Annotated in this window: 14 protein-coding genes; 8 read left to right on the forward strand and 6 right to left on the reverse strand. The window is 70.6% G+C overall.

Annotation, left to right across the window (positions count from 1 at the left end; genetic code table 11):
- Positions 1–12: 12 nt before the first annotated feature.
- From IE263_RS28105 to IE263_RS28120, 4 genes are read left to right on the forward strand one after another with little or no spacing between them, the layout of a single operon-like run.
- Positions 13–1563 (forward strand): bifunctional 3-(3-hydroxy-phenyl)propionate/3-hydroxycinnamic acid hydroxylase, encoded by a 1551-nt coding sequence (locus IE263_RS28105; RefSeq protein WP_189940674.1) that lies wholly within the window; start codon positions 13–15, stop codon positions 1561–1563.
- The gene (locus IE263_RS28110) at positions 1560–2852 is read left to right on the forward strand and encodes an MFS transporter (RefSeq protein ID WP_189940611.1); all 1293 of its coding nucleotides are present in this window, start codon (positions 1560–1562) and stop codon (positions 2850–2852) included. Before IE263_RS28105 ends, IE263_RS28110 begins: the two co-directional genes overlap by 4 nt.
- A complete protein-coding gene (locus tag IE263_RS28115) occupies positions 2849–3997 on the forward strand; it encodes a maleylacetate reductase (protein WP_189940612.1) in 1149 nt (382 codons plus the stop codon). The genes IE263_RS28110 and IE263_RS28115 overlap by 4 nt, the downstream gene beginning before the upstream one ends.
- Complete coding sequence (locus tag IE263_RS28120; protein WP_189940613.1) at positions 3990–4847, forward strand: hydroxyquinol 1,2-dioxygenase; 858 nt, start codon at positions 3990–3992, stop codon at positions 4845–4847. The genes IE263_RS28115 and IE263_RS28120 overlap by 8 nt, the downstream gene beginning before the upstream one ends.
- A gap of 29 nt (positions 4848–4876) precedes the next feature.
- Here the strand turns inward: IE263_RS28120 and IE263_RS28125 are convergent, their stop codons facing one another.
- The 5 genes from IE263_RS28125 to IE263_RS28145 all read right to left on the reverse strand — a co-directional run bounded on the left by IE263_RS28125 (position 4877) and on the right by IE263_RS28145 (position 11007).
- Complete coding sequence (locus tag IE263_RS28125) at positions 4877–6631, reverse strand: amylo-alpha-1,6-glucosidase (RefSeq protein ID WP_189940614.1); 1755 nt, start codon at positions 6629–6631, stop codon at positions 4877–4879.
- An 86-nt stretch (positions 6632–6717) separates the two neighbouring features.
- Positions 6718–7569 carry a carbohydrate ABC transporter permease gene (locus IE263_RS28130; RefSeq protein WP_189940615.1) on the reverse strand — a complete coding sequence of 284 codons (852 nt, stop codon included), beginning with the start codon at positions 7567–7569 and terminating at the stop codon, positions 6718–6720.
- A complete protein-coding gene (locus IE263_RS28135) occupies positions 7566–8549 on the reverse strand; it encodes a carbohydrate ABC transporter permease (protein ID WP_189940616.1) in 984 nt (327 codons plus the stop codon). Before IE263_RS28135 ends, IE263_RS28130 begins: the two co-directional genes overlap by 4 nt.
- Before the next feature lie 21 nt (positions 8550–8570).
- Positions 8571–9812, reverse strand: a complete 1242-nt coding sequence (locus IE263_RS28140) for a sugar ABC transporter substrate-binding protein (protein ID WP_189940617.1) — start codon at positions 9810–9812, stop codon at positions 8571–8573.
- Positions 9813–9960: 148 nt separating this feature from the next.
- Entirely contained in the window at positions 9961–11007 is a 1047-nt protein-coding gene (locus tag IE263_RS28145; protein ID WP_189940618.1) for a LacI family DNA-binding transcriptional regulator, read from the reverse strand.
- Positions 11008–11313: 306 nt separating this feature from the next.
- Between IE263_RS28145 and IE263_RS28150 the strand changes: the two genes are divergently transcribed.
- Together IE263_RS28150 and IE263_RS28155 are read left to right on the forward strand one after the other, a co-directional pair.
- Positions 11314–14007: a carbohydrate-binding protein gene (locus IE263_RS28150; protein WP_189940619.1), complete on the forward strand. Its 2694-nt coding sequence runs from the start codon at positions 11314–11316 to the stop codon at positions 14005–14007.
- A gap of 94 nt (positions 14008–14101) precedes the next feature.
- The gene (locus IE263_RS28155; protein ID WP_189940620.1) at positions 14102–15925 is read left to right on the forward strand and encodes an RICIN domain-containing protein; all 1824 of its coding nucleotides are present in this window, start codon (positions 14102–14104) and stop codon (positions 15923–15925) included.
- A gap of 308 nt (positions 15926–16233) precedes the next feature.
- Here the strand turns inward: IE263_RS28155 and IE263_RS28160 are convergent, their stop codons facing one another.
- Positions 16234–16938, reverse strand: a complete 705-nt coding sequence (locus tag IE263_RS28160; protein ID WP_229911196.1) for an SDR family NAD(P)-dependent oxidoreductase — start codon at positions 16936–16938, stop codon at positions 16234–16236.
- 421 nt (positions 16939–17359) lie between these two features.
- On the opposite strand from IE263_RS28160, the gene IE263_RS28165 reads away from it, so the two are divergent.
- Complete coding sequence (locus tag IE263_RS28165; protein WP_189940621.1) at positions 17360–18298, forward strand: ATP-binding cassette domain-containing protein; 939 nt, start codon at positions 17360–17362, stop codon at positions 18296–18298.
- The gene (locus tag IE263_RS28170; RefSeq protein ID WP_189940622.1) at positions 18295–19140 is read left to right on the forward strand and encodes an ABC-2 transporter permease; all 846 of its coding nucleotides are present in this window, start codon (positions 18295–18297) and stop codon (positions 19138–19140) included. The genes IE263_RS28165 and IE263_RS28170 overlap by 4 nt, the downstream gene beginning before the upstream one ends.
- The last annotated feature ends 15 nt before the right edge of the window (positions 19141–19155 follow it).

A 19155-nucleotide genomic window follows, 5' to 3' on the forward strand; every position in this document is an offset into this window, starting at 1 on the left:
AAGGGCACGCACATGTACGACGTCGCCGTCATCGGGTACGGGCCCGTGGGCATGGTCACGGCGGCACTGCTCGGTCGGGCAGGCCACGACGTGATCGTGCTGGAGCGCTACCCCACCCTCTACAACCTTCCGCGCGCCGCGATCTTCGACGACGAGACGATGCGGACGTTCGACCTCCTCGGCATCTCCCACGACCTGCTGCCCACGGTGCACGCCCAGCGGAACTACGAGTGGCGCAACGGGGCGGGCGAGCTGCTCATCGAGCACGACTTCGCCGCCGTCGGCGGCCAGGGCTGGGCGGAGTGGTACATGATGTACCAGCCGTACCTGGAGGACGCCCTCGACGGCCTGGTCCGCGGACTCGGGAACGTCGAGGTCCGGATGGACTCCCGGGTCACCGGCCTGCGGACCACACACCACGGCGTGGACATCGAGGTCGCGGGCGACGACACGGCCGTCTCGGCCCGGTACGTCGTGGCCTGCGACGGCGGCAACAGCTTCACCCGCTCCTGGCTCGGCATCGGGCAGGAGGACCACGGGTTCTCCGAGCCGTGGATGGTCTGCGACTTCCGTCTGACCGGTGCCGCGGACATCCCCAAGGCCCGTCAGGTGTGCGACCCGAAGCAGCCGGTCTCGATCATCTCGCTGGGCCCGCGCCACCACCGGTTCAGCTTCATGCTCGACTCGGAGGACGCGTTCTCCGTCGAACGCGAGCCCGACCGGGTGTGGGCACGGGTCGCCGCCTACGTCGACCGCGGGCAGGCCGACCTCATCCGCGTCGCCACGTACACGTTCCGCTCGCTCGTCGCGGAGCGCTGGCGCAGCGGCCGGATCCTGCTCGCCGGGGACGCGGCCCACCAGATGCCGCCGTTCCTCGGGCAGGGCATGTGCTCGGGCATCCGCGACGCCCAGAACCTCGCGTTCAAGCTCGACGCCGTGCTGCGGGGCGCCGACGACGCGCTGCTCGACACGTACCAGAGCGAACGCGAGCCGCATGTGCGGGCCATCATCGCCAAGGGCATCGAGCTCGGCCGCGTCCAGACGATGCGCGACCCGGTGGCCGCCGCCGAGCGGGACGCCCGGCTGATCGCGCTGCGCGAGGCGAACGGCCGCCCCGAGAAGATGCGCTTCCCCGGCCTCGGCCCGGGCCTGCGCGACGAGTCCCCGCAGGCGGGACACCTGATGCCGCAGGGCCGGGTGGAGTCGCACGGCACCGCGGGACTCTTCGACGAGGTGCTCGGCCGCGGGTTCGTCCTCCTTGTCGACGGCCGGGGTGGCGCCGCGCTCGACGCCTCGACCGCCGAGCTCGCCGCCCGGCTCGGCGTCGCCGTGCACCACCTCACCGATCGCCGTCTCACCACCGAGGGGATCACCGATGTCGGCGGCGTCTACGGGCGCTGGTTCGACGACACCGACCGCGCCGCCGTTCTGTGGCGGCCCGACTTCTACATCCTCGGCACCGCGGGCGTCCTGTCCGACGTCCCGGCGCTGCTGAAGACACTTGCCAACGCAGTCGAGCCCGTACAGGCTCCTGCCACCGTCGGAGAAGGGACCCGGCCATGACCGCACCGTCCGCCATACGCCCGACCGTCCGCAGCGTGCCCGCGAGCACGTTCATGCTGATCGCCGCCTGGGTCGTGGCGTCCCTCGAGGGCTACGACCTCGCCGTGTACGGCGTCACGGTCCCCGCGATCCTGGGCGACCCCTCGCTCGGCATCGACAAGGCCGAGGCCGGCACCATCGGTTCACTCGTCGGCATCGGGATGCTGATCGGCGCGGCCCTCGCCGGAGCCCTCGTCCACCGCACCGGCCCGCGCCGGCTCCTGCTCGTCGGCACCGTCGTGTTCACGGTCGGCATGGCGGTCTGCGCGGCCGCCGGCGGCGTCCCGTCCTTCGGCGCCGGACGCCTCGTCGTCGGTCTCGGCCTCGGCGTCGTGCTTCCCACGATCAACGCCTTCGTCGCCGACCTCAGCGAGCCCGGCCGCCGCAGCCGCAACGTCGCCCTGATCATGAGCGGCTACGCGGCCGGCGCCCTGCTCTCCCCGCTGCTCGGCACGGCCCTGCTCCCCGACGTCTCGTACCGCTGGCTGTACGTGATCGGCGTGCTCCCGGTGTTCCTGGCCCTGCCGCTGGTGCTCCGGCTGCCGGAGAGCCCGTTCCACCTCAGGCGCACGGGCCGCACGGCCGAGGCGCGGGAAGTGGAGGAGCGGCTCGGCCTCGCGCCGTCGGACGCCACGCCGACCTCGGACCCGGGTCGCTGGCTGGGCCTCGGCTCACTGCTGACGGGCGGGCTCGCGGTCTCGACCGTGCTCTTCTGGGCCATGTCCTTCTGCGGACTCCTCCTCGTCTTCGGCATCAGCACCTGGCTGCCGAGCATCATGCAGGCCGCCGGCTTCTCCCTCGGTTCGGCGCTGCTGCAGACGGCGGCCATGTGGCTGGGCGTCGGTGTCGGGGCGATCGTCGGTGGCCGGATCGCGGACGCGCTGGGCGCCAAGCGGGTCGTGGTCGTCGCGTTCCTGGTCGGTACGGTGAGTCTGATCGCGATGAGCACACGCCCGCCGACGCCCGTCATGTTCGTGCTCATGTTCATCAGCGGATTCGGGTTCATCGGCTCGCAGATCCTCGGCAACGCGTTCATCGTGACCAGGTATCCGGACGCCGTGCGGGGCAACGGCCTCGCGTGGGCCCTGTCGATCGGCCGCTTCGGCGCGATCGTCGGCCCGTCCCTGGGCGCGTTCGTCCTCAGCTCGGGCGCCGACATCGAGTGGGCCTTCTACGCCTTCGCCGTCCCCGCCCTCGTCGGGGCGGTCGCGGCGGGCGTCGTGCCCCGGGCCCGGCCGGTGGCGGCGTGAACCCGCTCCCGTCGCCGGTCGTCCACGAGTCCTGGGGCCAGCGGGTCGTCTTCGGCTCGGGCACCGCCCGGGAGGACGTGGCGGCCGAGGTCGCCGGGCTCGGCGCGAGCCGGGTCCTGGTGATCGCGGCCGACCGGGAGCGGGCCCTGGCCGAGGACCTCGGCAAGGACCTCCCCGTCGTGGCGGTCTTCAGCGATGTCCGGCCCCATGTGCCGGCCGAGGTGGCGCGGGCCGTACGGTCGGCCGCCCGTGAGTACGCGGCCGACCTGCTGCTCAGCGTCGGCGGAGGATCGACCACGGGCACGGCCAAGGCCGCGGCGCTCACCACCGGGCTGCCGGTCCTCGCCGTCCCCACCACCTACGCCGGCTCCGAGGCGACCCCCGTCTGGGGCCTCACCGAGGACGGCCACAAGCGCACCGGCGTCGACCCGAAGGTGCTCCCCCGGGTCATCGTCTACGACGCCACGCTGATGCTGTCGCTGCCGGCCCGGCTGTCGGTGACCTCGGGGCTCAACGCGCTCGCCCACTGCGTCGACGCGTGGTGGGCGCCGCGGCAGAACCCGATCAGCTCCGCCCTGGCCGTAGAGGGCGTCCGGTGGCTCGCGTCCTCGCTGCAGCGCATCGTCGCCGACGGCCAGGACGTCCCGGCCCGCCGCGACATCCTCTTCGGCACCTACCTCGGCGCGGTCGCCTTCGCCGGCGCCGGTTCCGGGCTGCACCACAAGGTGTGCCACGTCCTCGGCGGCGCGTACGACCTCGAACACGCCGCCCTGCACTCCGTGGTCCTGCCGCACGTGGTCGGTCTCAACCTGCCCGCGGCACCCGACGCGGCGCGGCTCCTCGAAGCGGGGCTCGGCAGTACCGCCGACCCGTTGGGCGCACTGCTCGACCTCTACGCGAAGCTCGAACCCCCGTGTTCCCTGCGTGAGTTGGGCCTCGCCGAGCGGGAGCTCGACCGGGCCACCGACCTGGTCATGGCACAGGTGCCGGACTCCAACCCGCGCCGGGTCGCCCACGGCGAGATGCGTGAACTGCTGGGGCGCGCGTACCGCGGCGACACCCCCGTGCCGGTCCCTGTCACCGGCCTTCGCACGAACGACCCGGACTTTCGCAGGAACGACACGGAAGAACGCACCGATGACTGAACAGGACCTCACCGACAAGGTCGTCGCGAGCTTCGACACCGCGAAGGACGAACGCTTCCGCGAGGTGATGCAGGCCCTTGTACGGCACGCCCACGCGTTCGTGCGGGAGACCCGGCTCACCGAGGACGAGTGGTCGGCGGCGATCGCGTTCCTGACGGCTGCCGGCCACCTCACGACCGACACCCGTCAGGAGTTCGTCCTGCTCTCGGACGTCCTCGGCATCTCCATGCTCACCGTCGCGGTGAACGAGCCGGGCCTCGGCGACGCGACCGAGTCCACCGTCCTCGGCCCGTTCTTCGTCCAGGACTCGCCGGAGATCGAGCTCGGCGGGGACATCGCCGGCGGCGCGAGCGGCGAGCCCTCCTGGGTCAGCGGCACGGTCACGGACACCGGTGGCGCCCCGGTCTCGGGGGCCCGCATCGAGGTGTGGGAGGCCGACGACGACGGGATGTACGACGTCCAGTACGACGACGGCGCCGGCGCCCTCGCCGGTCGCGCGCACCTGTTCACCGACGCCGAGGGCGGCTACCGCTTCTGGGGCCTGACTCCCACGCCGTACCCGATCCCGGACGACGGCCCCGTCGGCCTGCTGCTCCGGCACGCCGGCCGCTCACCGATGCGGGCACCGCATCTGCACTTCAAGGTGACGGCGCCCGGCTTCCAGCCGCTCATCACGCACATCTTCGTCGCGGACGACCCCTGGCTGGACAGCGACTCGGTCTTCGGCGTGAAGGAGTCGCTCGTCCGCCCCTTCGACCGTCACCAGGCCGGCACGCCGACGCCCGACGGCCGGCGGTCGGCCGGCCCGTGGACCTCGGCGCGCTTCGACATCGTCCTCAGGAAGGAGTAGAGGCCCCGCTCGGCCCGCCGGTGCCGTCATCAGCCGGACCGCACCCCGGGTGCCGTGTGCCGGAGTACGTGGGCCTCGGCGAGGATCAGGTAGCCGGCGGCGGTCCAGGTGTAGGCGCGGTCGCGCAGGCCCGTGCCGGTGAGGGCGTCGAAGTTCTCCGCGAAGCCGTGGGTTTCGCACAGGCGCAGGAAGCGGGCGCTGATCTCGTCGGCGAGGCGGTGCTGGCCGGCGCGGCGCAGGCCGTCCTCGACGAGGACGGTGGCGGGCGCCCAGATCGGGCCGCGCCAGTAGCCGTCGGGGCGGTAATGCGGTGAGGTGGGCAGCTCGGTGGCCAGGCCGTACGGAGTCAGGTGGGCCTCGATCCGGGCGGCCAGCGTCTTGGCGACGTGCTCGGGCAGGTGCTCGCCCAACGCGATGGGCATCAGGTCGAGGAGGCTGGAGCTGCCCCAGGTGTCGCCGCTGTGGGCGCCCCGTGCGACGAACCGCTCCCCCGTCCACAGCTCGTCGAGCATGGCCGCCTGCGTCACCTCCGCGGTACGTGTCCAGCCGCGGGCGTCGTCGCCACGGCCGAGTTCCGTTGCCAGGGCGGCGAGTTCCCGCAGCTGGAGGACGAGGAAGGCGGCCAGGTCGGCGGTGACGACCACGCGCTCGGGGTCGAAGGTGGTGGCGTTGTCCCAGCCGCTGTCGTTGCCGTGCTGGTAGTGGGGCAGGGCGGCGTCCGGTGCTCGGCGTGCGGTGAGCCAGAAGTCCGTCCAGCGGCGCAACCGCGCGTAGGCATCGGCGAGTTCGGCCCGGTCCAGGGGTTCGGAGAGGCGTCTGCGCAGGTGGGACAGCGTCCAGCCGTGGATGGGGGGTTTGACGAAGTTGTGCAGGACCTCCGAGTGGGTCACCGAGTCGGGCAGGCCTCCGCTGTCGTCCTGGTGGTCGAACGGCAGCGAGAACTGCTCCCAGGCCAGTGCGGGCGCCCCCGGTGCCAGGGCGAGGGCGTTGAAGCAGTGGTCCCAGCTCCAGACCTTGTCCATCCAGTGCTTGGACATCAGCACCGCCGGCCGGGTGACGAGACCCGCCGGGTCGACGGTCGCCGACCACAGGACGTACACGGCGAGTTCGGCGGCCGGGGTACTGGAGGAGCGCCAGGGGGCCACCGCGTCGGCGAAGTCGGCGAAGGCCCGCTCCGCCGCGGCCACGACCTCGTCGAACGTCGTCCAGGCGCGGTAGGGACGGCGTGCGCTGTCGAACTCCTCGACGGCGGCCTCCCAGCTTCCACCGGCGTCCGCGGTGATCGTGAGCCCGCGGTCGGCACCGCCCAGGGCCTGCCCGCCGGTGGCGTCGGCCACGACGCCGGCGAGTACGGTGACCCGGTAGCGGCGCCCGGTCTCGTACGAGGTGAACACGTACGCCCCGTCCACCGGGTCGCGGAAGAAGTAGGTGCCCGTGAACGGCGTCAGCGTCCCGGCCGCCGCGGCGATGCGCAGGCCGAGCCCGTTCCCGCGCAGGCGTACGGTGTCCGGCGACTCGTAGGCGAGGTCGACACGTCGGCCCTGCAGGGTCCAGCTGAGCCGGCCCGGTGTCGCCTCGACCCGCGTCTCGGCGCGGTCACCCCGGGCGGGGTCGAGAGGGACGAGGCGCAGAACGGCGTGCATGCCGTTCTGGTGGGAGACGAGGTGGAGGTCCTCGGCGTACGTCTTCTCCGCCAGGACCGGGGAGATGCCGAACCAGGATCCGTGCGTGCTGAACGGGATGTCGTGGACGGAGAAGGCCGGGCCGGACGGGGCGGCGGTCATGTGGACTTACTCGTTTCTTCAGCAGGGGAAGACCAGTCAGCAGGGGAAGACCAGGGGAACCCAACCGGCGGTAGGCCGGGAGGAGTTCAGTCCTTCACGGCTCCGGCGGTCACGCCGGCGGCGACGTAGCGCTGGGCGAGGACGAGGATCACCGTGGCGGGCAGGGAGGCCACGACGGCGGTGGCCATGATGGCGTTCCACTCCTGGTTGTTGTTGCCGATGTAGTGGTAGATGCCGAGGGTGATCGGCTCGTGCGCGCCGCCGTTCGCGAGGGTGCTGGCGAAGACGAAGTCGGACCAGGACCACAGGAACGCGAACAGGGACACCGTGACGACCGCGTTGCGGCTCATCGGCAGCACGATCGACCAGAACGTGCGCAGGGGCCCGGCGCCGTCCGTCCTCGCGGCCTGGAGCAGTTCCTCCGGGATCCCCGACATGAACGCGGTGAAGATCAGCACCGCGAACGGGACCGCCAGGGTGGAGTCCGCGACGATCAGACCGGGCACCGACTGGAGCAGGCCGAGGCTGAGATAGAAGGCGTAGAAGCCCATCGCCATGATGATGCCCGGGATCATCTGGGCGACCAGGAAGAGGAAGCCGATCACACCGCCGCCGCGCGGGCGCAGATGGGCCAGCGCGTATCCGGCGGGCGCGGCCAGCGCCACGGTCAGGACGACGGTGCCCAGACCGATGACGAGACTGGTGCCGAGGTAGGGCAACTGCTCGTCCAGGACCTTGCGGTAGCCCTCCAGCGTGCCGTGGACGGGGAACAGGTCCGGCGGGCTCTTGCGCATGTCCTGGTCACGGGTGAGGGACACGTTGAGCATCCAGTAGACCGGGAAGAGCATGACGGCGGTGAGGACGAGCCCTGTGGCCGTCTTCCACCAGGCGGTCCGTGCCTGACGGGGGCGTGGTCGTCGTGTCGTCGCGGTGGTCATGAGGCGTACTGCTTTCGCTGGACCCTCAGATACACCAGGCCGAAGACCAGGGCGGCGACGACGAGCAGGTTGCCGACGGCCGCACCGGGGCCGAAGGAGGGCAGCAGGTTGCCGAAGCCGAGCCGGTAGGACCAGGTGGCGAAGGTGGTGGACGAGTCCGCCGGGCCGCCCTTGGTCATGATCCAGATGATGTCGAAGACCTTGAGCGTGTAGACCAGGCCCAGCAGCAGGGTGATGGCGGACACCGGCCGCAGCAGCGGGAAGGTGATGTTCCAGAAGCGCCGCCAGGCTCCCGCGCCGTCGAGGGCGGCCGCCTCGTAGAGGCTGTGCGGGATGGACTGCAGGCCGCTGTGGAGGACGACCAGGTTGAACGGGACGCCGATCCAGATGTTGGCGATGATCACCGAGGTCAGCGACCAGGACGGCGAGGTCAGCCAGTTCACCGGACCGATACCGACGGCGTTCAGGGCGGCGTTGACGATGCCGGAGTCGCTGTTGAGCATCCACGACCAGGTGGAGGCCGACACGATCAGCGGCAGCAACCAGGGCACCAGGAACAGGGCGCGCAGGGTCGCCGACAGCCGGAAGTGCTGGTTGAAGAAGACCGCGAGGGCCAGGCCGATCACGTACTGGAAGACCAGGCAGACGGCCGTGAACACCACCGTGTGCACCAGGGCCGGGGCGAAGGTCGGGTCGTCGAAGACGGTTTCGTAGTTCTTCAGGCCGGTGAACGGGGCGTCGCCCTGGACGAAGGAACGGACCGTGTAGTGGCGCAGGCTCAGATCGATGTTGCGGTAGAGGGGATAGGCGTAGAAGAGGACGAGGTAGAGGGTGACCGGGGCGAGGAAGGCCCAGGCGGCCCACTGCTGGGAGGTCGGACGGCGCCGTGCTCGCGCGGGGGCCGGGGGCGGGGCGGCGGTGGCCACCCCGGTCCCGGCGCGCGCGGACCGGCGGTCCGGCAGCTGTGTCGTGTGGTTCATCTGCGGACCGGGAATCCCTGGCTACTTGACGGCGGACTGGGCCTTGCCCAGCGCGTCCTCGGGCGACTGGGCACCGCTGAGGGCGGACTGGACCGCCTTCCACATCTGCTCGGAGATCTTGGGGTACTTGGTCCCGAGGTCGTCACTGGTGCGTCCCTTGGCCGCCTTGACCGCCTCGACCCAGGGCTTCAACTCGGCGTCGGCCGCGATCTGCTTGTCCTGGACCTCGCTGGTGGGGGCCACGTACGACAGGGTGGTGTCGGTGGCGTACAGGTTCTCGGTGCTGGTCAGGCAGGTCACCAGCTTCTGCGCGGTGGCGTAGCGGCCGGTGTCGCCCTGGACCGGGACGGTGACGAACTCCCCGCCGGTCGGGGCCGCCGCGTTGCCCCCGCTCGAGGCCGGGATGGGCAGGACGCCGTAGTCGAAGCCGGCCTTGTCGGCATTGGCGAGCTGCCAGGTGCCGTTCTCGGCGAACGCGTAGTCCCCGCTCGCGAACTCCTGCCAGCTGGTGGTCTGGGTGTTGTTGATGACCGAGTTGGGGGCGTAGCCCTTCTTCAGCCAGTCGGTCCACAGCGACAGCGCCGACGTTCCCTGGGCGGAGTCGAGTTCGGTCAGCTTCGCCCCCGAGCCCCAGAACCACGGCAGGAACTGGAAACTGCCCTCCTCGGTGCCGATCGCGGAGAAGGTGATGCCCTTCTTGCCGGCCTTCTTCACCTTCTCCAGCGCCGCCGTCAGCGACTGCCAGTCCTTGATCGAGGCGACATCGACACCCGCGGCCTTCAGCACCTCCTTGTTGTAGTAGAGGGCGAGGGTGTTGGCGCCGATGGGCGTGCCGTACGTCTTGCCGCCCGACTGCCCGGCCGCGAGCAGGTTGGGGTCCACCTTCGAGGTGTCCAGCTTGTTGTCGTCGGTCGTGGTGAGCACTCCCGCCTCCGCCAGGGTCGACACCACCGGGTTGTCGACGATGAGCACGTCCGGGGAGTTGTCCTGCTGCGCCGCCAGGAGCACCTTGTTCGTCAGGTCACTGGTGTCGAACGCGGTCCGCTCGACCTTCACGCCCGCCTTGCTGCCGCAGCCGTCCAGCAGCTTGGCCCACGCCGAGTCCTTGGCGAACTGCGGGTACGGGTCCCAGAGGGTGTACGTGCCGCTGTCGTCCCCCTTCGCGGACGAGCTGCCGCCGGACGAGCAGGCGGTGGTGCCGGTGGCGAGGGCGACGACGGTGAGGGCCACGGCGGTCAGCCGTCGTCCGGTGGTTCTGTTCATGACGCGTTCCTTTGTGAATGCGGCGGTGAATTCGGCACGTTTTCGGCAAGGGCATGCCGAGGAAGCAGTCGTGAGCCGGCCGGCCGACAGGGCCGGTGAAGGAGCGGCGGAGGTTCCCCAGGCGCCGCGGGGAGGAAGGGAGTTGGTGTCAGTCGTCGGAGCCGGAGCCGGAGCCGGAGTCCCGGTGCGCGTGGGCGGGTCCGGTGCTGGCGCGCAGGGAGATGGGCGGCGCCAGGAGGTGGTGGCGGGGCGAGGCGTCGGGATGGTCGAGCCGCTCCACGAGCAGTTCGACGGCGAGTCGTCCCATCTGCTCCGCCGGTACGTCCGCCGCGGTGAGCTGCGGGGTCACCGTCTCCGCCCACCGGCCGGCCACCACCCCGGTGACGGAGAAGTCGCGCGGCACATGGCGGCCCGCCACGGCCAGACCCCGGTACAGACCGCCGAGCGCGGCCTCGTTCAGGGTGACCAGCGCCGTGGTGGCCGGGTCGTCGTGCAGGATCCGCTCCAGGCACGCCTGCCCCGAGGGGGCGTCGTCCCCGCAGCAGTAGGTCCGTACGGTGAGTCCGCGCTCGGCCGCGGCCTTCGTGAAGCCGTCCAGCCCGCGGTGCGCCGACTCGTAGCCGGCCCGCAGCAGGTGCTCCGGGCGGTTGACGAAGGCGATCCTGCGATGGCCCAGGTCGGCGAGGTGGTGGACGCAGGCCTCGACCAGCGCGGTGTGGTCCAGGCCGACCCACCAGTCGCCGTCCGGGTGTGCGGTGCGGCCGATGGAGACGGCGGGGAAGTTCTCGGCGACGAGGTGGTCGACCCGGTCGTCCTGGAGCCTGATCTCCATGAGGATCGCGCCGTCGACGCGCCGCTCCCCCAGCAGCCGCTGGAACGAGCGGTCGCTGTCCACGCCGCTCGGGGAGAGCAGCACGTCGTAGTCGTAGGCCGCCGCGGCCTCCACCACGCTGCCGATGAAGTCGAGCTGCATCCCGGTGTAGTGGGTGCCGGCCGGCGGAAAGACCAGGCCGATGGTGCTGGTCCGGCCGTTGGCCAGGGCGCGTGCGCTGGCATTGGGCCGGTAGCCCAGTTCGTCGATGACCCGCTGGATCTTGCGGCGGGTCTCCTCCGACACCGAGCGCTTGCCGCTCAGCGCGTAGGACACAGTGCTCCGCGAGACACCGGCCCGCTTGGCGATCTCACCGATGTTCACGGCACTCCTCGGTCGAACCGGTTCGAAAGCGAGCCGGTTGTCGAACCGGTTCGCGTGAAGGGAAGTTAGGAGCGGCCGGAGCGGCTGTCAATGCCTTGCGCGCACTTTCGGGAAAGCACCGTTCAATCCGTGTCGGAGGTATTGCTGGCCCTTTTCCGGCGGTGCTAGCTTCCGGCGAACCGGTTCGACGAAGCCGCCCAGCAGCCCGACAGTCCCCCGGCTCGAGCCTCTCCATTCCAGGCCTCTCCAGCTCGACCAGCATCGAACCGGTTCGAATCATGGGACGAATCACCCACGGAGACCTCAGTGCGACGCACACGCAGCAGAACCAGAGCCGGCGCCGGTGCCACCGCCGTCACAGCCCTCGCCGCCCTGCTCGCCGTACCCGCCGCCACGGGCACAGCCCGCGCGGCGGAACCCGAACGGCTCACCATCGACCTCGCCTCCGACACCGGCGCCTTCCACGGCGGCGCCTCCGGTTCGCTGTACGGGGTCTACGGCGACGGCGTGCCCAGCCGCAACGTCCTCGAAGGCATGCACGTCCGCACCGTGTCGACGAAGGCACAGGACGGACCCCAGCACCCGGGCGCGGACGCCCTGGAGATGCTGCCGCCGTTCGTGGACTCCGGCGGCAAGGACGTCTACATCTACATGACCGACATCTACCGCGGCTTCCCCTACCAGTGGCCGGGCGCCGACGGTCCGGCGCGGCTCGCCGACTTCAAGGAGAAGATCAAGAAGCAGGTCCAGCAGGTCCTGACCATGGGCGACTACCAGGACCACGTCGTCTACGTCCCCTTCAACGAACCCGAAGGGAACATGTTCGGCACCGGCCAGTGGAGCTACAACAAGATCTCCTGGCTGAACGACCCGCAGTACTACTTCGCGGCCTGGAAGGAGGTCTACCACCTCATCAAGGGCCTCGACCCGGACGCCCGGATCGCCGGTCCCAACACCAGCGTGCTCTACAGCCAGGTCAAGGGATTCCTGCAGTACGCCAAGGCCAACGACGTGGTCCCGGACGTGATGACCTGGCACGAGCTGTCGTCGCCCGCCGCGGTCCGTACGAACGTGGCGAAGTACCGGCAGATGGAGAAGGAGGTGGGCATCGACCCGCTGCCGATCAACGTCAACGAGTACGGCCACAACTACCACCTCTCCGTGCCCGGCCAGGTCGTCCAGTGGGTCTCCGCCATCGAGGAGTCCAAGATCGACGCCGACCTGGCGTACTGGAACATCGACGGCAACCTCAACGACTCGGCCGTCGAGGCCAACAAGGGCAACGGCCAGTGGTGGCTGTTCAACGCCTACGGCCAGATGTCCGGTCACACCGTCCAGGTGACCGCCCCGCACCCCAACCAGCAGTACACGCTCCAGGGCGTCGCCACACTCGACGAGGCCAAGAAGCAGTCCCGGGCGATCTTCGGCGGCAAGAGCGGCGACGCAGACGTCGTCTTCAAGAACATCGACCCGAAGCTGTTCGGCACGACCGTGCACGCCACCGTGCAGGAGATCCCGTGGACCGGACAGGTCGGCGACTCCTCCCAGCCGCTGCGACTGGCCGACCAGGAGCTCGAGGTCGGCGCGGACGGCACCGTGACCCTCCCCATGACCGGCATGAACGAGATGTCGGCGTACCAGGTCGTCCTTTCCCCCGGCGGCAACGGCGGCGTATCGGCCGAGCCCTCGGTGAGCTGGCGGAAGACGTACGAGGCGGAGAACGCCACCTACACCGGCAGCGGCTACTCCAAGAACGGCCCCGAGGGATCGCCCTCCCAGGTCGGGAAGTTCGCGACGTCCGGCGCCTACAACGTCGGCGGCCTGCGCACCGGCTCCGACGGAGTCCTCACCTTCGACGTGGAGGTCCCGCAGGACGGCACCTACGACCTGAGCGTGTTCGCCAACTCCTACAACCTGTACGACCTGGTGAAGGAACAGGGTCCCACCAACGTCTTCCTGCGCGTGGACGGCAAGGACCCGCAGGAGCTGCGGCTCCCGCTCGGCTACAAGTGGGTGGTCTGGGGCCACACCGACACCACGGTGCAGCTGACCGCCGGCAAGCACCGGATCACACTCGCCGCGAAGGACCCCGACCTGGGCGTCACCAAGGGCGACGCCATCATCGACAAGGTCGACCTGTCGCTGCGGGACGGACACGTGACCGCGCCGGCGATCTACGAGGCCGAGTACGCCACCCTCTCCGCGGCCCGGCCCGGCTACACCTACCCCGGTGCCTCCGGCCCCGGCGCCGTACCCCTGGCCAAGGGCGACTCCGCGACCTTCTGGGTCCACTCCCCCACCGACCGTGAAGCCGCCGTGTCCGTCGACCACCTGGGCGGCGGCCGGGCGAGCCTGTCCCTCAACGGCGAGAAGCTCGACGTACCCAAGGCGGGGGGCGGCAAGAAGGGCACCGACACGGTCCGGATGTTCCTGTCCGGCGGCGTCAACAAGATCACCGTCACGGGCGCCTCACGCGCACTGGTCCTCGACCGGCTGCGGGTCTCCCCGGCCGGCGGCGCCCTGACGACCAAGGTGTACCAGGCGGAGGACGGCACCCTGACGGGGGCCGCCGAGGTGACCGGCGCCCACCCCTTCGCCTCCGGCGGCAAGGCGGTCACCGACATCGGCGACGGCAAGGCCAACGCCCTCACCGTCGATGTCGTCGCCGGACGGTCCGGGCGGCACGCGGTGACCATCCGCTACTCCAACGCCGAACAGGCGCCCGCCACCCACTACAACCCCGACCCGATCGCCCGTCACGCCGACCTCTCGGTCAACGGCGGACCGGCCCGCAGGGTGCTGTTCCCGACGACCTTCCACTTCAACAACTTCTGGGAACTGGCCGTCCCGGTGACGCTGAAGAAGGGCACGAACCGGCTCACCTTCACGGCGGAGGAGCTGCCCGACTTCAACGGCGACACCTACAACCAGTACGACCAGCGTTCCCCGTACGCGCCGGTCATCGACCAGCTCGCGGTCACACCGCTCGCAGAGAAGTAGCCCGGCGGACGGCCCGGGCCCTCACCGGCCCGGGCCCCTCCTTCGCCCGGGCCGCGAACGGCCCGGGACCCCCCGACACCCGGGAGAGCCGCTCATGCACCTGCGTTCACCACGCCTGCTGACCACAACCGCCGTCCTCCTGGCGACCATGGCGGCGAGCCTGCTGCCCGCCACCGCCTCGCACGCCGCCGACACCAGCGTCACGGTGGACTTCGCCACCGCCGGAGGCGCCCCCGCCCACCGTGCCTCCGGAATCATCTACGGGATGACCCCGGACGGCTCGCTGCCCCAGGACCACTTCTTCAAGGACATCAAGTGGCACTTCATGCGGGCCGGCGGCGCCCAGCTCAACAACGGCGGCTACGCCACCAGCCTCGCCGCCTACCAGACCCGCTGGAACGCCACCCTGGCCCAGTACAGGCGCACCGTCGCCCTCGGCGGCACGTTCGTCCTGCTCCCGCACGACCTGTGGGGCGCCGACGGCACCACCAGCCAGGGCTGGCCCGGAGACAACGGTGACTGGACGAAGTTCGACAACTTCGTCACCCAGCTCATGGCCGACGTACGCGCCAACAACATGACCGTCCAGTGGGACCTGTGGAACGAGCCCGACCTCAGCATCTTCTGGGGCGCCTCGCAGAACCAGTACCTGCAGATGTGGTCGCGCTTCCACGCCCGGGTACGCGCCGCGTTCCCGAACCAGCTCATCGTCGGCCCCAGCACCGCGCGGCAGCCGAACTCCACCAACACCTGGTGGACGACCTTCCTCACCCATGCCAAGGCCGACAACGTCGCTCCGGACATCTGGAGCTGGCACGACCTGCCGGGCGACCCGGTCACCGACGTCGGCCGCGCCAACTCGACCCTCGCCGCGGCCGGCCTGACCAACACCCGCCCGTACCAGATCAACGAGTACGCCCCGGTGGACATGCAGACCCCGGGCGGCGGCGCCTGGTACATCGGCCGCCTCGAACGGGCCGGCGCCGACGGACTGCGGGCCAACTGGGCCTCGGGCCGCAACCTGCACGACTACGCGGCCAACCTCCTCACCAAGAACAGCGCCGGCCAGTACGTGCCGCTCGGCGAGTGGTTCATGTACCGCTACTACGGCTCCCAGACCGGCAACATCGTCAAACTGACCCCGGGCACCGGCACCGACGGCCTCGCCACCAAGGACAACGCCGCGAGGAACGCCAAGCTGCTGCTGGGCAGCAACGGCAACACCGGCACGGTCACCGTCCACCTCACCGGCCTGGGCACGACGTCGGTGGTGGAGAACAGCCGGGTCCGGGCGGTCGTCCAGCGTGTCCCGTACGACAACGGCGCCGCGGTGACCGGCCCGGAGACGATCTCCGACACCACCCTGCCGGTCAGCGGCAACGCCGCCGCGCTGAACATCCCCTGGTCGAACGCCAAGGACGGCTACACCGTCACCCTCCTGCCGCCGTCCGACACCACCGTGTCCACGGTCGCCGTCAGCCAGAACAGCGGCCAGTGCCTGGACGACACCGACCTCAGCACCGCCGACGGCACGCAGTACCAGCAGTACTACTGCGAGGGCGGCTACCAGCAGATGCTCGACCTCAGGCCGGTCGCCGGCCGGCCGAACACCTACACCGTCGTCAACGAGCACAGCGGCAAGTGCCTGGACATCGCGGGCGCCGCCACGGCCGACGGCGCCGCCGTCACCCAGTACACCTGCAACGGCCGGACCAACCAGATGTTCACCCTCAACCCCGTCAGCGCGCTCGGCAACAGCCACGACCACCAACTCGTCGCCGTCCACAGCGGCAAGTGCGTCGACGTCTCCCACGTCTCCACCCAGCCCCGGGCCCTGATCCACCAGTGGACCTGCGACCCGGCGAGCGCCCTCGGCAGCAAGAAGAACCAGATCTGGCGGCTCCTGGGCAAGATCTGATCCCCCGCCCCTCTGCTCCCCGGCGACGGGTGATCGAGGGGCGCACCACCAGGTGGATGACGGGGCGAGCGCCGTGACGGGCCGCCGGGGAGCGGCGGCAGCGCGTGCTCCTCCGGCGGCTCGTCCTCAGTGAGTCCGCGGTCGGCTGTAGCGGGTTGCGGGAGTCGGGCGGTTCCCGCCCGACAGGAGGGCGGTCTCGGCGGCCAGGAGGGCATCGAGAGCTGCGGTCCGGTCCTCCAGCCCGGGGACGCATATGGTCTCGCCCAGACGCAGACCGGCCAGGCCGGCCTGGGCCACGCCTTCCGGGGTCATGGCGACGGGAACGCCACGGCCGGCTCCGTCGTTGAAGTCGGTCGCCACCAACCCGGGGCAGACCCCACCTGGGCTCGGACACCGGTGTCGGCGACCTCGTGGGCGAGGGTCCGTGTGAAGGCCACCGTGGCGGCCTTCGCGGCCGCGTACAGGGTGCGGGACGGCATGTGCGGATCGACCTGTCCGGCACTGAAGGCAAGCAGCGAGGCGACGGTGACGACGGCGCCGTCGTCGGCGGCCAGCATGCCGGGGAGGGCGGCACGGGCGAGCTGGACGGGTGCGACGGCGTTGAGGGTGAGCAGGCGGTCGATCTCGTCCGGGGCGACATCGACGAGCGGGGCGTAGCCGCCGGCTCCGGCGTTGCTGATCAGCAGGCGGACATCGCCGGCGGCCAGGCGCTTGGTCACCGCGGCGATGCCTTCGGGCGTCCCGAGATCGGCGGGCAGGACCTCCACCGCGGCGCCGGTGGTGCGGAGTTCGTCCGCCGGCTCGGAAAGGCGATCGGCCCGCCGGGCCACCAGCACGAGGTCGTGGTCGTCCGCGAGAAGGCGGGCGTACGCGGCACCGATGCCGGACGAGGCACCGGTGATGAGTGCAAGGGGGCGAGACATGAGCCCATCGACGAACATGCCGAGACAGGCCATGACCAGTGTGGCCACCTGCCGTTCTCGCGGCTCGTTCACCGTTGGCGTGGCGTTCACGAAACTCTCCCTCGTGGCGCGGCGACGCCGCACTCGGCTGACACGAGGAAGCCTTCGAGGCACTGCCCTGGCCCGAGCCAGCCACAGCGCCCAGAACCGGGAAAACCGACATCCGGAGCAGGTCTGCGAGGGTTTTCCGACGGGCCGAACGGACTTCCGGACGCTCCTCGCGGTCCGGTCGGAGCGGCAGCCCGTCCCCGAGGAGACGAGCTGCTCCCTCGACCTTCACTGCCAGCGACTTTCGGCCACGTTTACATAGCAAGCTATATAAAGCAGGGGTGCGCGGCAGGCGTCAGCCCCAGGTCGTTACCGCCGACGGCCGCGTACTGCGGTCGTGGTACGCGCAGTGACCGCCGTAGGGCGACGCAAAAGCGCCCCCGCTCCAAGAGTCTTGAAGCCTCGAACAGCCCGGAGGTAGAACGTGATCGAGGTGAACGACCTCAGCAAGAGGTACGGGGACAAGCTCGCGGTCGACGCGCTGAGCTTCGCCGTGCGTCCTGGAGTGGTGACGGGCTTTCTCGGGCCCAACGGCGCGGGCAAGTCGACGACGATGCGCATGATCATGGGACTTGACCGGCCGTCGTCCGGAACGGTCCGCGTCAACGGCCGCCCGTACGAGCAGCACAAGGCCCCGCTGCAGGAGATCGGGGCGCTGCTGGAGGCGAAGGCGATCCACCCCGGCCGCTCGGCCTATCACCACCTGCTCGCTCTCGCGGCGAGCAACGGCATCGGCAAGCAGCGGGTGCTGGAGGTGATCGACATGGTCGGCCTGACGGAGGTGGCCCACAAACGCGCGGGCGGGTTCTCGCTGGGCATGGGGCAACGACTGGGCATCGCCTCGGCGCTGCTGGGTGACCCGCGGATCGTCATGCTCGACGAGCCGGTCAACGGTCTGGACCCCGAAGGGGTGCTGTGGATCCGCAACCTGCTGAAGGACCTCGCGGACGGCGGGCGGACGGTCTTCGTCTCCTCCCACCTGATGAGTGAGATGGCGTTGATCGCAGAGGACCTCATCGTGATCGGGCGCGGCCGGCTGCTGTCCGCCGGCCCGCTCGCCGACTTCGTCGCCCGGTCCTCCCGCCGCAGCGTACGGGTGCGCTCCCCACAGGCCGCGTCCCTGCGCGACCTGCTGACGGGCGACGGCGTCGCGGTCAGCAGCGACGAACCCGGTCTGCTGCACGTCCAGGGCCTGGAGGCCGCCGAGATCGGCGAACGCGCCGCGGCCGCCGGCGTGGTGCTGCACGAGCTGTTCGTCCAGGAGGCGTCGCTGGAGGAGGCGTTCATGGAGCTGACCCGCGACGCCGTCGAGTACCACGCCACCACCACGGAACTCGCCACCGCCGGAAGGACGAACCGATGAGCACCACCGCCCTCGGCCCACAGGACACACAGAGGACGACCGGGACCGCCGGCCGGCCTGCGGGCGGACTGCGGGTCACCTTCCCGCGCGTCGTCCACATGGAATGGATCAAGCTCCGGTCGCTGCGCTCGACGCTCTACACGCTGGCGATCACCGTGGCCCTCGTCATCGGCCTCGGGCTGCTGCTGAGCAGTCTGGTCGGCTCGGGAGAGGGCCCCGGACAGGACGACTTCAGTGACCCGACCTCGATCAGCCTGGGCGGGGTGAACCTCGCCGCGCTGGCCGTGGCGGTGCTCGGGGTCCTGATGAGCGCCGGCGAGTACGCCACCGGGTCCATCCGCGGCACGCTCGCCGCGGTACCGGCGCGCCTGCCGGTGCTGTGGGGCAAGGTGGTCGTCTTCGCGGTAGTGAGCTTCGTGCTCATGTCCGTCGCGGTCCTGGGGGCCTTCCTGGCCGGTCAGTCGGTGCTGTCCTCCCGCGACATGGCCACCGCCGCGCTGTCGGATCCGGGGGTGTTCCGCGCGGTGATCGGCGCGGCGGTCTACCTGACCGGTGCCGGGCTGATCGGCCTGGCGGTCGGCGTCCTGCTGCGCAACACGGCCGGAGCGATCACCACCGTGGTGGGCGCGCTGTTCGTGCTGCCGGGCCTGATCCAGCTGCTGCCGAGCAGCTGGAACGACGCCATCGGCCCGTACCTGCCGTCGAACGCGGCGAACGCGTTCATGACGGTGGGGAGTTCCGGTGACTCGCTGTCAGCCGGTTCCGGGTTCGCGGTGTTCGCCGGTTACATCGTCGTGCTCCTGGCCGGCGCGGCCGTCCTGCTCAAGCGACGCGACGCGTGAACGCGGTCGCCGCCG

Origin of the sequence: Streptomyces aurantiogriseus (assembly GCF_014649375.1) — a bacterium.
Taxonomy (GTDB): Bacteria; Actinomycetota; Actinomycetes; order Streptomycetales; family Streptomycetaceae; genus Streptomyces; species Streptomyces aurantiogriseus.